General features: G+C 65.1%; 14 protein-coding genes. 5 read left to right on the forward strand and 9 right to left on the reverse strand.

The features are described from left to right. Positions 1 to 64 precede the first annotated feature (64 nt). Both ACZLHH_RS17770 and ACZLHH_RS17775 read left to right on the forward strand, forming a co-directional pair. Complete coding sequence (locus tag ACZLHH_RS17770) at positions 65 to 1,462, forward strand: serine hydrolase domain-containing protein (protein WP_032130059.1); 1,398 nt, start codon at positions 65 to 67, stop codon at positions 1,460 to 1,462. Positions 1,463 to 1,774: 312 nt separating this feature from the next. Then, entirely contained in the window at positions 1,775 to 2,737 is a 963-nt protein-coding gene (locus ACZLHH_RS17775) for an IS110 family transposase (RefSeq protein ID WP_132808894.1), read from the forward strand. Between the two features lie 36 nt (positions 2,738 to 2,773). Here the strand turns inward: ACZLHH_RS17775 and ACZLHH_RS17780 are convergent, their stop codons facing one another. Then, on the reverse strand, positions 2,774 to 3,532 hold the full coding sequence (locus tag ACZLHH_RS17780; RefSeq protein WP_180845390.1) for an SDR family NAD(P)-dependent oxidoreductase: 759 nt from the start codon (positions 3,530 to 3,532) through the stop codon (positions 2,774 to 2,776). 114 nt (positions 3,533 to 3,646) lie between these two features. Here ACZLHH_RS17780 and ACZLHH_RS17785 point away from each other — a divergent pair, with 114 nt between their 5' ends. After that, positions 3,647 to 4,540 carry a LysR family transcriptional regulator gene (locus tag ACZLHH_RS17785; RefSeq protein WP_049463542.1) on the forward strand — a complete coding sequence of 298 codons (894 nt, stop codon included), beginning with the start codon at positions 3,647 to 3,649 and terminating at the stop codon, positions 4,538 to 4,540. A gap of 119 nt (positions 4,541 to 4,659) precedes the next feature. Here the strand turns inward: ACZLHH_RS17785 and ACZLHH_RS17790 are convergent, their stop codons facing one another. Continuing rightward, positions 4,660 to 5,178 (reverse strand): hypothetical protein, encoded by a 519-nt coding sequence (locus ACZLHH_RS17790; protein ID WP_032130057.1) that lies wholly within the window; start codon positions 5,176 to 5,178, stop codon positions 4,660 to 4,662. A 183-nt stretch (positions 5,179 to 5,361) separates the two neighbouring features. On the opposite strand from ACZLHH_RS17790, the gene ACZLHH_RS17795 reads away from it, so the two are divergent. Further along, positions 5,362 to 5,661, forward strand: a complete 300-nt coding sequence (locus ACZLHH_RS17795) for a hypothetical protein (protein WP_125895567.1) — start codon at positions 5,362 to 5,364, stop codon at positions 5,659 to 5,661. 292 nt (positions 5,662 to 5,953) lie between these two features. Here the strand turns inward: ACZLHH_RS17795 and gcvH are convergent, their stop codons facing one another. The 5 genes from gcvH to ACZLHH_RS17820 all read right to left on the reverse strand — a co-directional run bounded on the left by gcvH (position 5,954) and on the right by ACZLHH_RS17820 (position 9,808). Next, complete coding sequence (gene gcvH / locus ACZLHH_RS17800) at positions 5,954 to 6,349, reverse strand: glycine cleavage system protein GcvH (RefSeq protein ID WP_005410701.1); 396 nt, start codon at positions 6,347 to 6,349, stop codon at positions 5,954 to 5,956. 93 nt (positions 6,350 to 6,442) lie between these two features. Further along, positions 6,443 to 7,555 (reverse strand): glycine cleavage system aminomethyltransferase GcvT, encoded by a 1,113-nt coding sequence (gene gcvT / locus ACZLHH_RS17805; RefSeq protein ID WP_107431345.1) that lies wholly within the window; start codon positions 7,553 to 7,555, stop codon positions 6,443 to 6,445. Positions 7,556 to 8,043: 488 nt separating this feature from the next. Continuing rightward, a complete protein-coding gene (locus ACZLHH_RS17810; protein ID WP_180845392.1) occupies positions 8,044 to 8,478 on the reverse strand; it encodes an NfeD family protein in 435 nt (144 codons plus the stop codon). A 1-nt stretch (position 8,479) separates the two neighbouring features. After that, positions 8,480 to 9,439 carry an SPFH domain-containing protein gene (locus ACZLHH_RS17815; RefSeq protein ID WP_005410704.1) on the reverse strand — a complete coding sequence of 320 codons (960 nt, stop codon included), beginning with the start codon at positions 9,437 to 9,439 and terminating at the stop codon, positions 8,480 to 8,482. 66 nt (positions 9,440 to 9,505) lie between these two features. Next, positions 9,506 to 9,808, reverse strand: a complete 303-nt coding sequence (locus ACZLHH_RS17820; protein WP_049422150.1) for an Mpo1-like protein — start codon at positions 9,806 to 9,808, stop codon at positions 9,506 to 9,508. Between the two features lie 388 nt (positions 9,809 to 10,196). Between ACZLHH_RS17820 and ACZLHH_RS17825 the strand changes: the two genes are divergently transcribed. Beyond that, positions 10,197 to 11,159 carry an IS110 family transposase gene (locus ACZLHH_RS17825; protein WP_107314971.1) on the forward strand — a complete coding sequence of 321 codons (963 nt, stop codon included), beginning with the start codon at positions 10,197 to 10,199 and terminating at the stop codon, positions 11,157 to 11,159. A 94-nt stretch (positions 11,160 to 11,253) separates the two neighbouring features. On the opposite strand, the gene ACZLHH_RS17830 is transcribed toward ACZLHH_RS17825, so the two are convergent. Both ACZLHH_RS17830 and mazG read right to left on the reverse strand, forming a co-directional pair. Next, positions 11,254 to 11,583, reverse strand: a complete 330-nt coding sequence (locus tag ACZLHH_RS17830; RefSeq protein ID WP_032130110.1) for a YnfA family protein — start codon at positions 11,581 to 11,583, stop codon at positions 11,254 to 11,256. Then, complete coding sequence (mazG, locus tag ACZLHH_RS17835) at positions 11,580 to 12,419, reverse strand: nucleoside triphosphate pyrophosphohydrolase (RefSeq protein WP_071228211.1); 840 nt, start codon at positions 12,417 to 12,419, stop codon at positions 11,580 to 11,582. Before mazG ends, ACZLHH_RS17830 begins: the two co-directional genes overlap by 4 nt.

A 12,419-nucleotide genomic window follows, 5' to 3' on the forward strand; every position in this document is an offset into this window, starting at 1 on the left:
TGTTTGTGCACAAGGGAAAAGCGGCGCTAGAATCGCCATCAGCAGTCGCGCACGGGTCTCCACGATGAAAAAGAACAGCCTGCGTCGTCCGATCCGTTCGGCGGCCACCGGTTTGCTGGGCATGTTGATGCCCGTTGCCTTGTCCACCACCGCGCAGACCCCGCCGCCATTGCCGCCGATGCCGGCCAACATCGAATCCGCCGCCACCGCCGTCGCCCACACCCAGCCCGCCGCTTACCGCACCGGCCTGGTGCCGCAGGTGCAGCTGCCGGCGGCCGGCTTCAACGTGGCCAACATCGAATCGATGGCGCAGCAACTCACCTATGGCGAGCGTGTGCCCGGCATGGCCGTGGCCATCGTGCAGGGTGGCCGCGTACTCAGCGCGCGTGGTTATGGGGTTACCGACGTCAACAACCCGCTGCCGGTCGACGCCCACACTGTGTTCCGCCTGGCATCGCTGTCCAAGGCCTTCGCCGGCACCATGGCCGGACTGCTGGTCAACGATGGCACGCTGCGCTGGGACAGCAAGGTCACCGACTATGTGCCGGGCTTCCGCCTGAACTCTCCGGAAGCGACCGATCGCCTGACCGTGGCCGACGTGCTCAGCCACCGCGTCGGCCTGCCGTACAACGCCTACGACCGCGACATCGAAGGCAACGCCGAGTACTACGCACTCACCCAGAAGCTGGCCAATACCAGCCTGAAGTGCCTGCCGGGCGACTGCTACGCCTACCAGAACGTGGCCTTCAGCCTGATCGGCGACGTCGTCTATGCCGCCTCGGGCAGCTTCTACGAGCAGTCGGTCGAGCGCCGCATCTTCAAGCCGCTGGGCATGAACGATGCCAGCCTCGGCCTGGCCGGCATCCAGGCCAGCTCGCGCTGGGCGCGTCCGCACGTGCGCAGCCGCAATGGCTGGGTGTCGCTGACACCGAAGCCGACCTACTACCGCGTCGCCCCGGCCGCCGGCGTCAACGCCAGCGCCAGCGACATGGCGCAGTGGCTGCTCGCCCACACCGGCCATCGCCCGGACGTGCTGCCGGCACCGCTGCTGGCCACCCTGCATTCGAGCCTGATCAACACCCCGGGCGAAATGCGTTCGGGCTGGCGCCGCGAGCGCCTGCATTCGGCCGGCTACGCACTGGGCTGGCGCACCTTCGACTACGCCGGCCACGATGTGGTGTTCCATGCCGGTGCCGTGCAGGGCTATCGCGGCCTGGTCGCGCTGGTGCCGGAACGCGATCTCGGCATCGCCATCATGTGGAACGGCGAAAGCGGCCTGCCCAGCGGCCTGCTGCCGACGGTGCTCGATTCCGCGCTCGGCCTGCCGACGCAGCGCTGGCTGGACGTGGACACCGACTTCGGCAGCGACAACCTGATGGCCGAAGGCGCGAGCCCGGCACAGCAGGACAAGCGCAAGGGCAAGGGTGCTTCGAGCAACCGTGCGGTGGCCTCGCCGCGCTGAGTTGGCGGGCTTCATCGTGTGTGCGAAGGGCGGCCTGCGGGTCGCCCTTTTTAGTGGCAGTTGTAGAGCAAAGCAATCGAGCAGTGCTTGTATGTTCCTCCCGGCTCCTACGAGGTATGTAGGAGCCAGGGTGGAGGGACCGTCAAGCATGCATCTGCGGATACTAGCCGACAGACGAGTCGAGCGATCCCCATCCCGCACACGAACGTCGATAAAGGATCGTACGGCCCCCAAAGGGGATCGTCGATGTAGGCAAGCTAACGTCGGTGCGGTACCACCCCAGCCCCTTAAAGATAGCTGGGAGCCGTACAAATGTCTGATTCTCTCGATATTGGCGTGGACGTGGACTCCAAGGAGTTCGTACCGGCAGTGGCCGACCGCAAGGCCGGCGACAGGATCGCCAACACCCGGGCCGGCATAGCCCAGTGGCTCAACACCTTGCCCCAGCGATGCCGGATTGGCATGGAGGCGACGGGGCGGTACTACGAGTTGTTGGCTCGGATGGCTGGCCAGGCAGGCCACGTTGTCTATGTGATCAATCCACGTCTGATCAAGCACTACGGCCGGGCGACGGGCTCGCGTGGCAAGACGGACGCCATGGACGCCGAAGCGATCGCCCGGTACGTGAAGAAGGAGAACGATCGCCTGCGTGAATACGTACCGCGTACCGACGAGCAGCAGCAGATGCACGATTTGCTGCGCAAGCGGCAGACGCTGGTAAAGACACGCGCGCGCCTGGAGCAATCCTTCGGGGTAAGCAAAAGTGCCCCCGGGGAGCTGTCAGATCTGTTCTGCGCTCTGGCTGGGACGCTGTCCGAGCTGGAAAGCGAACTGCAGCGCTTGGGTCGCGATGGAGAGCATGGCACGCTCTACAAGCGCCTGTTGACCATCCCTGGTATCGGCCCCGCCGTCGCCGCTCACCTGATCTACTACATGACGCGCTGGCCGTTGGCCAACGCCAACGCGTGGATCGCCTGCACCGGCCTGGATCCCCGGCCTAACGAGTCTGGCGGCAGAACGGGACGGCGTCGGCTGTCCAAACAGGGCGCGCCAGTGCTGCGCCAGATGCTCTACATGGCCGCCATGGGGCTCAAGCGGTGTCGTCGGGGGCAACCGCTCTACGACGAGCTGTCAAAACGCGGTCACCCCAGCACCGCCGTCTTCAACATCCTGGCCAGAAAGCTGGCCAGGATCGCCTGGGGTGTCTTCAAAAGCGGCCGGGACTTCGATCCGGCCATGCTGAAGGTGGGTCAAGCCTGCTTCCAGCAGGCTTGACCACGAACATAGGATCTCGACTCTACAAACGGAAGGCTAATGCGCGAAGTAGTGCATGCCGCCATCCACCGGAATCACCGCGCCGGTGATGTAGCCGGCCAAGGGCGAGGCCAGAAAGGCCACCAGCGGCGCCACTTCCTCCGGATCACCAAAACGCCCGATCGGAATGTTGCGTTCGATGAACTCACGCCGGCTTTCCTCGGTTGGATGCAGGCGGTCCCGGATCTGAGCACTGTTGATGCGTCCCGGCGCGATTGCATTGACCGTGATGCCCTGTGAGGCCAGCGCCGACGACAGCCCTTTGCTCCACAGATGCAACGCCGCCTTCGCCGCCGTGGCAGCATTCACCGCGCGCGGTTCCATTGAACCGCTGAGGTTGATCACCCGCCCCCAGCCCTGCGCCTGCATCGCCGGCAGCAGTGCCTGGGTCAGGCGTCGTGCCGAAGAGAAGTTCAAGGCCATGGCTTCCTCCCAGACATCGTCCCCCGCATCCACCGTGGTCGGCCGGCCTCCTCCAGCCGCATTGACGAGGATGTCGACACGCGTCAGTGCCGCCGAGGCTGCATCCGCAATGTGGCGTACCTGCTCCGCATCGGTGAGGTCGCCCAGCAGGACGATCGGTGCCGGCGCGCCTGCAGATTCGATCTCCGCCGCCAGTGCATGCAGCGGCTCGGCACGCCGTGCGCTGAGCGCAATGCGTACTCCCTGGGCCGCCAGCAGCCTGGCCACACCGGCACCGATGCCACTGCCCGCCCCGGTGACCAGCGCGGTACGCCCTTCAAGCCCCAGATCCATGATGTTCTCCCAATCCGCCAGCCGGTACATCCGGCCCGTCCAGTACATGCTGTTTGATCACCCCTGATTGATAAACTCCGCGCAGGTTTCAGCATTCAACACCCGGGGTGTCAGATGAATCTGCTGGAGAGCATGCAGGTCTACGTGCTGATCGTGGACAAGGGCAGCCTCAGCGCTGCGGCGGCGGCGATGGATATCTCGGCGACGATGGCCGGCAAGCACCTGCGTGCGCTGGAAGCACGGCTGGGAATGCAGCTGTTGAGCCGTACCACCCGACGCCAGCACATGACGCCCTTCGGCGAGGACTACTACACCCGCTGCCGGGAGATCCTGCGGCTGGTGGAAGAAACGGACGCACAGGCGCAGCACCAGCAGCTGGCACCGGCGGGCACGTTGCGCATCAGTGCGCCGGTGATCTTCGGCACGCACGCACTGGTACCGGCACTGGCCGAATACATGGCGCGCCATCCGGATGTCCGGGTCGAAGTCACGCTGAGCGACCGCGTGGTCGACCTCGCCGAGGAGGGTTTCGAAGCGGCGCTGCGCATCGGCACGCTGGCCGACAGCAGCATGCTGGTGGCGCGTGCGCTGGCACCGTATCGCTTGATGATGTGCGCATCGCCGGCGTACCTGGCCAGGCATGGCACGCCTCGCAGCCTGCGCGACCTCGCCCTGCATCAGTGCCTGTCCTTCGAACCGAGCGCACTCGCACAGTGGCTGCAGGCCGATGCTGGCGAACTCGAGCGTGTGCCCGGCGGCCGGCTGCAGATCAACAACGGCGAAGCGCTGCGCACGGCAGCGCTGCACGGGCTGGGCATCGTGCTGCAGTCGGCACTGCTGCTGGCTGCCGACATCGACACCGGACGCCTGGTGCAGCTGTTCCCGGAGTTCGGCCAGACCGGTCGGCCGATGCACGTGGTCTACGCCCACGATCGCTACCACTCGACCCGCCTGCGCAGCTTCCTGGACTTCCTGGTGGAGCGCTTTCCACCGGCGCCGCACCGCTAGCGTCGACCGTCAGAAAAGCAGTCGAGCACGGCTCGACCCTGCAAACGGCCAATAAAAAAACCCCCTCCCCGCTGGGCAGTCAGGGAAGGGGGTTTCAGGATGCGGCTATCGGGAAGTACTTAGATCAGCGGCGCCGGGGTTGCCGGCAGAGCGACCGGAGCAGCCTTCTTCTTGCGGGCGGCCGGCTTGCGCTTGGCAACCTTCTTCGCTGCCTTCTTCGGGGCAGCCTTCTTGGTCGCCTTCTTCGCGGTCTTCTTTACTGCCTTCTTGGCGGTCTTCTTGACGGCCTTCTTGGCAGTAGCCTTCTTCGCGACCTTCTTGGCCGGCTTGCGGGCCGTTGCCTTCTTGGCAGTCTTCTTGGTGGCCTTCTTGGCTACCTTCTTGACGGCCTTCTTCGCGGTCTTCTTGACGGCCTTCTTGGCAGTGGACTTCTTGGCTACCTTCTTCGCCGCCTTCTTCACTGCCTTCTTCGCAGTGGTCTTCTTGGCGACCTTCTTCGCAGCCTTCTTCACTGCCTTCTTGGCGGTCGCCTTCTTCGCGACCTTCTTCACTGCCTTCTTGGCAGCGGCCTTCTTCGCGACCTTCTTCACCGCTTTCTTGGCGGCGGGCTTCTTCTTCGCAGCTTTCTTGGTTGCCATGGGATGGCTCCTCGTCAGTGATAGGGAGTTGAAACGCCCAGGTGGATCAAACCCGCGGATGCTGCGTGCGGGGACCGCCGGCGCGTCAGGCGCGCCGTTACGGATGCGGCAATGCCCGCCTCGATCGGCGGAGCGGACATCGGAACGGGAGTTGCCTTGCATTTCTCCGGGGGAAGCGGGGCCATGTCCACCGTCATCAGGGTCGCGGTGGTCTTGAAGGGGCTGCTTCGCATCGGACGATTGATTCTGCGCACTCGGTTGGGCAGGCAAGGTCTGCTGAGGCGAAACCTAATCACGGTTTTTTTTACTGTCAACAACCCCCGCGAAAAATTTTCACATCCGCGCCATCCCGGACGCCGCCCTCGCCACCGCCGTGCGCGCCCTGCAACGACCATTGAAGCGGCGCGCACGCGCGCCGCATACGACGAAGTCGATGCGCTCTCTGAACAAAAAACACTTGAAATAAGCACTCTGCGCAGATAGGCACATGTTCCGGACAACAGCGCACGTGCATCGCCGATGGTCACCGGCACCGTCGCCAACGCCAGCACAACGGGGCCGCAACGGGGGGCGAAAAGTTTTCACATTCGATCGCTTTGGCGCGGGGCGGAAACGCGGATTTGCGCAAAACTGCGCACGCTGATCGGCACCGTTCGTCTGTCGGCTGATGCCACGCCGAGGGTGCAGAGCGAACCCGCCGTCATGAGTCCGACGCACTCGCCAAAACAAAAACGGCCACCCGAAGGTGGCCGTTCCAGAACCCGGAAGTGACGACTCAGTGGTCGTCGTTTTCCAGGGCTTCGGCATACGCGTCCGGATCCAGCAGTTCGTTGACCTCTTCGGCGTTGGTCAGTTCGACCACGAACATCCAGCCTTCGCCGTAGGCATCTTCATTGATGGTTTCCGGCTTGTCGGACAGCGCCGAGTTGACCTCGACGACCTTGCCGCTGATCGGGCTGTAGACGTCCGAGGCGGCCTTCACCGACTCGACAACGGCGATCTGCTCGCCAGCCTTTGCGTCGGCGCCGACTTCCGGCAGTTCGACGTAGACCAGGTCACCCAGCAGGCCCTGGGCGTGGTCGGAAATACCGACGGTGACACGGCCATTGCCTTCGACACGGGCCCACTCATGGGACTTGAGGAACTTGAGGTCGCCGGGGATCTCGCTCATGGGACTGCTCCAGAGATATGCAGGGGTGGAAAAAACGGGGCTAGTGTAACCAACCGGCCGCCACTGCTGTCAGTGACGATCGGCAGTTTCGGATCAGGCGTCGGCGAGCACGCCGGGCTGGGCCTGGCCTTCGCGCACGAACGGGAACTTGACCACGCGCACCGGCACCTGCCGGCCACGGATGTCGACGGTGACCTCGCCCAGTTCACCGGCCGGTACACGGGCGAAGGCGATGCCCTTGGCCAGGGTCGGCGAGAAGGTGCCGGACAGGATCTCGCCCTGGCCGCCGGCGGTGGTCACCGCCTGGCCGTGGCGCAGTACGCCCTTCTCGTCCATCACCAGGCCGATCATCTGGCGTGCGGTGCCAGCGGCCTTCTGCGCTTCCAGCACCTCGCGGCCGATGAAGTCGCGGCCTTCGTCCAGCGACACGGTCCAGGCCAGCGCCGCTTCGTACGGGCTGATCTCTTCGTCCATGTCCTGGCCGTACAGGTTCATGCCGGCTTCCAGGCGCAGCGTGTCGCGTGCGCCGAGGCCGGCCGGCTTCACGCCCGCCGCCAGCAGGCGGTTCCAGAACGCGACCACGGCGTCCTGCGGCAGCAGGATTTCGAAGCCGTCTTCGCCGGTGTAACCGGTACGGGCGACAAACAGTTCGACACCATCATCGGACCGCACCTGCAGGGCGGCGAAACGGCCCAGCTTGGCCAGCGCTGCGCGATCGCTTTCGCGGGCCAGGCCGATCACGATGTCGCGCGCCTGCGGGCCCTGCACGGCGAGGATGGCCAGGTCCGGGCGCTGCTCGACGGTGACGCCGAACGGTGCAGCCTGCTCGCGCAGCCAGGCCAGGTCCTTCTCGCGGGTAGAGGCATTGACCACCATGCGGAAGAAATCGTCGCCCAGGTAGTAGACGATCAGGTCGTCGATGACGCCGCCGCGCGGATTCAGCATGCACGAGTACAGCGCCTTGCCGGTCACCTTCAGCTTGTCGACCGAGTTGGCCAGCAGGCGGCGCAGGAACGGCTTGACCTGGTCACCGCGCAGGTCGACCACAGTCATGTGGCTGACGTCGAACACACCCGACTCGCGACGAACGAGGTGGTGCTCGTCGAGCTGCGAGCCGTAGTGGATGGGCATGTCCCAACCCCCGAAATCGACCATCTTGGCGCCAAGGGCGCGGTGGGTATCGTTGAGCAGCGTCTTCTGGGTCATGACCGGGTCCGGCAGCAGAGGAAACAAGAATCCCCATTATCCCAGATCGGTCGCCCGCAGGTCGCGCCGCAGCGCAGCGGGGTGTTTGGTCGGCCTGCGGCCGGCGCCGCTTTCTACAGCTGGAGCGCAAAGCCTGAGTTCATCGGCTCTGGATTGACTCGGCCTGGGCGGGTCGGAGCGAGTGCTTTTGCTCTTTGCTCTTTTTCTTTTTCCGTGGGCTGGACGCGCACGGAAACTGTCGGGGGCCGGGCGGGTTGGGTTCGCGGGACCGTTGGCGCCATGGATGACGCCATCGAGCCCCCATGGGTGAGGGCGCTTTGCTTGCGAAGCACTGCTTCGCAAGCGACCGAACGCGCAGCCGCCAGCGGCTGGGCCGGACCGCGGAGCGGGGTCTACGGCGTGTCCCGCTAACCCAACCCGCCCGACCCAGACACATGAACCACCTTCCGCGACCACCCACGAGGGGCTCCGCCGTTGGCTGGGAACCCCTAGGCCACCGCTTCGACCAGCAGCGTGCTGCCCTGCACCGCCACCACCCGTACCCACGTACCTGCAGGCAGCTCCGGACCGCTCACCTGCCAGGACGCATCGTCAATGCTGACCCGTCCCTGGCCGCCGATGATGGCCTGCTGCAATGCGACCTCCCGGCCGACCAGCTGCTCGGCACGGCGGTTGAGCAACGGCGCATCGCTGGGCCGTGCCCGCGGCCTCCCCCAGCGCCGGTAGCACTGGATCGAGACCACACTCAGCAGGACGAAGGCGATCACCTGCCACATCAGTGGAATGTCGCTGAACACCGCAACCAGTACGAACACTGCCGCCGCGCCAATGCCGATCCACAGCATGAACGCACCCGGCGCCAGCGCTTCGGCCGCGAACAGCAGCAGCGCCAGCGCGCCCCAACCGACGACTTCCCAGCGCATGTCAGCCTCCGAGCGGCGGCGGCCGCTTGCCGGCGGCCTTGTTGTCCTGGCTGGCCAGCGCCTGCTTCGCCAGTTCGGCCACGCCCGCGATCGAACCGATCACGCCACTGGCCTCCATCGGCATCAGCACCAGCTTCTGGTTCGGCGAACTGGCCAGCTCCTTGAACGCTTCCACGTACTTCTGCGCGACGAAATAGTTGATCGCCTGCACGTCACCCTCGGCAATCGCCGCCGACACCACCTTGGTCGCCATCGCTTCGGCCTCGGCCAGGCGCTCGCGCGCCTCGGCATCGCGGAACGCGGCTTCGCGACGGCCTTCGGCTTCCAGCACGGTGGCCTGCTTCTCGCCATCGGCGCGCAGGATCTCCGACTGCCGTGAACCCTCTGCCTCGAGGATCTGCGCGCGCTTTTCGCGCTCGGCCTTCATCTGCCGCGCCATCGCATCCAGCAGATCGCGCGGCGGCTGGATGTCGCGGATCTCGATGCGGTTGACCTTCACGCCCCAGGGATTGGTGGCATGGTCGACCACGCTCAGCAGCTGGGCATTGATCACCTCGCGCTGGCTGAGCGATTCATCCAGATCCATCGAACCGATCACCGTACGGATGTTGGTCTGCACCAGGGCGATCATCGCCACTTCCAGGTTGGCCACCTCATAGGCGGCCTTGGCGGCATCCAGTACCTGGAAGAACACCACGCCGTCCACGCGCACGGCGGCGTTGTCCTTGGTGATCACTTCCTGGCTGGGCACGTCCAGCACCTGCTCCATCATGTTCACCTTGCGCCCCACCCCGTACACGATCGGGATCAGGAAATGCAGGCCGGGGGTCATGGTGTGCGTGTAGCGCCCGAAGCGCTCGACGGTCCACTCGTAGCCCTGGGGCACCATCCGTACTGCCTTGAACAGGATCACCACGGCCACGAAGGCCAGTACCACGGTAAAGAACATGGTCGGGAACATCTTGCTTTCCTTATCTATGACGTCCAGGCCCCAGCATAGCGCGTGAAGGCCACATTCACAGCGGAGCTACCAGGGCACGCGCCCGCGCAGGATGTCGGCGAACATCACCCAGTCGCCCATGAACGAGTACAGCGGGTGCTGGAAGGTGGCCGGTCGGTTCTTCTCGAAAAAGAAATGGCCGACCCAGGCGAAGCTGTAACCGCAGAACAGGGCGGCCAGCAACAGCACCGGCTGCCCGCGCAGGATCGCTGCAACGACCAGCAGCAGCACGCCGCAGCTGCCGACGAAGTGCAGCCGGCGCGATACCGGGTGGCGGTGCTCGCTGAGATAGAACGGATAGAACTCGCGGAAGCTGGCGAAGCGGGACATGTGCGTGTTCCGGGGGCCGTGGTCACCGCCATCATGCGCCTTCCCGGGAGGGAAAGCGGCCTGGACAGCGTGGCCGATTCTGACAAGGCAGTGCATGATCCGCGCTGCCTTTGTAGAGGCGAGCCATGCTCGACTGGCCCTCCCAGTTGCAGTCGAGCATGGCTTGTATGTTCCTCCCGGCTCCTACGCGGTATGTAGGAGCCAGGGTGGAGGGACCGTCAAGCATGCATCTGCGGATACTAGCCGACAGACGAGTCGAGCGATCCCCATCCCGCACACGAACGTCGATAAAGGATCGTACGGCCCCCAAAGGGGATCGTCGATGTAGGCAAGCTAACGTCGGTGCGGTACCACCCCAGCCCCTTAAAGATAGCTGGGAGCCGTACAAATGTCTGATTCTCTCGATATTGGCGTGGACGTGGACTCCAAGGAGTTCGTACCGGCAGTGGCCGACCGCAAGGCCGGCGACAGGATCGCCAACACCCGGGCCGGCATAGCCCAGTGGCTCAACACCTTGCCCCAGCGATGCCGGATTGGCATGGAGGCGACGGGGCGGTACTACGAGTTGTTGGCTCGGATGGCTGGCCAGGCAGGCCACGTTGTCTATGTGATCAATCCACGTCTGATCAAGCACTACGGCCGGGCGACGGGCTCGCGTGGCAAGACGGACGCCATGGACGCCGAAGCGATCGCCCGATACGTGAAGAAGGAGAACGATCGCCTGCGTGAATACGTACCGCGTACCGATGAGCAGCAGCAGATGCACGATTTGCTGCGCAAGCGGCAGACGCTGGTAAAGACACGCGCGCGCCTGGAGCAATCCTTCGGGGTAAGCAAAAGTGCCCCCGGGGAGCTGTCAGATCTGTTCTGCGCTCTGGCTGGGACGCTGTCCGAGCTGGAAAGCGAACTGCAGCGCTTGGGTCGCGATGGAGAGCATGGCGCGCTCTACAAGCGCCTGTTGACCATCCCTGGTATCGGCCCTGCCGTCGCCGCTCACCTGATTTACTACATGACGCGCTGGCCGTTGGCCAACGCCAACGCGTGGATCGCCTGCACCGGCCTGGATCCCCGGCCTAACGAGTCTGGCGGCAGAACGGGACGGCGTCGGCTGTCCAAACAGGGCGCGCCAGTGCTGCGCCAGATGCTCTACATGGCCGCCATGGGGCTCAAGCGGTGTCGTCGGGGGCAACCGCTCTACGACGAGCTGTCAAAACGCGGTCACCCCAGCACCGCCGTCTTCAACATCCTGGCCAGAAAGCTGGCCAGGATCGCCTGGGGTGTCTTCAAAAGCGGCCGGGACTTCGATCCGGCGATGCTGAAGGTGGGTCAAGCCTGCTTCCAGCAGGCTTGACCACGAACATAGGATCTCGACTCTACATAAGAGCGGAAGCGGTCGAGCCTGGCTCGACGCTACAAAAGCCGAAGCGGCCGAGCATGGCTCGACGCTACACCGGGGGCGTGCGCGGCCCGAACATGATCACCGCCATGCCGGCCAGGCACAGGGCTGCGCCGAACAGGTCCCAGCGGCTGGGGCGGATGCCATCGACCAGCCACAGCCAGAACAGCGCGGTGCCGATGTAGACACCACCGTAGGCCGCATAGACCCGGCCACTGGCGGTCGGGTGCAGGGTCAGCAGCCAGGCGAACAGGGCCAGGCTGGCGGCAGCCGGCAGCAGCAGCCACACGCTGCCGCCCTTGCGCAGCCACAACCACGGCAGGTAGCAGCCGACAATTTCGGCCAGCGCGGTCAGCAGGAACAGCGCGAGCGTCTTCACGCCTTCTCCGCCGCCTTGGCGTGCTGCCACAGTGCTTCCTGCGCATCCAGGTCCATCGACGCCAGCGCTCCACCCTGGGCGTCAGCCTGCGCTTCCATCGCACGGAAGCGGCGTTCGAACTTGTGGTTGGCCCCGCGCAGCGCCGCACCCAGATCGATATCGGCGTGGCGTGCCAGGTTGGCGCAGACGAACAGCAGATCGCCCAGCTCTTCCTGCAGGCGCGCCTTGTTGCCGGCAATATCGCCGCGCTCGAACTCCTCGCGCAGCTCCTGCAGTTCCTCCGCCGCCTTGTCCAGCACCGGCAACGGGCCCGGCCAGTCGAAACCGACCTTGGCCGCGCGCGACTGCAGCTTCACCGCTCGCTGCCATTCGGGCAGGCCACGCGAGATGCCGGCCAGCGCGGAAGTGTCCTGCTCTCCTTTGGCGACTCGCTCGGCGCGCTTGATCGCATCCCAGTTACGCGTCACCCCATCGGCGTCATCGACGCTGACATCGGCGAACACGTGCGGGTGGCGGCGCTGCATCTTGTCGCTGATCGCGCGCGCGACCTCGGCGAAGGCGAAGGCGCCCTGCTCCTCGGCCATGCGCGCATGGAACACCACCTGCAGCAGCAGGTCGCCGAGCTCATCGCAGAGATCATCGAGGTCGCCCCGATCGATGGCATCGGCCACCTCGTAGGCTTCCTCGATGGTGTACGGCGCGATGGTCGCGAAGTTCTGTTCCAGGTCCCAGGGGCAGCCACCCTGCGGATCACGCAGGCGCGCCATGATCGACAGCAGGCGTTCCAATTCGTTGCTGGCGGCACTGCCGGTGGTGGGGGTGTCGTGCGCGCTCAT

Source organism: Stenotrophomonas sp. 28608_Sma (assembly GCF_056486185.1).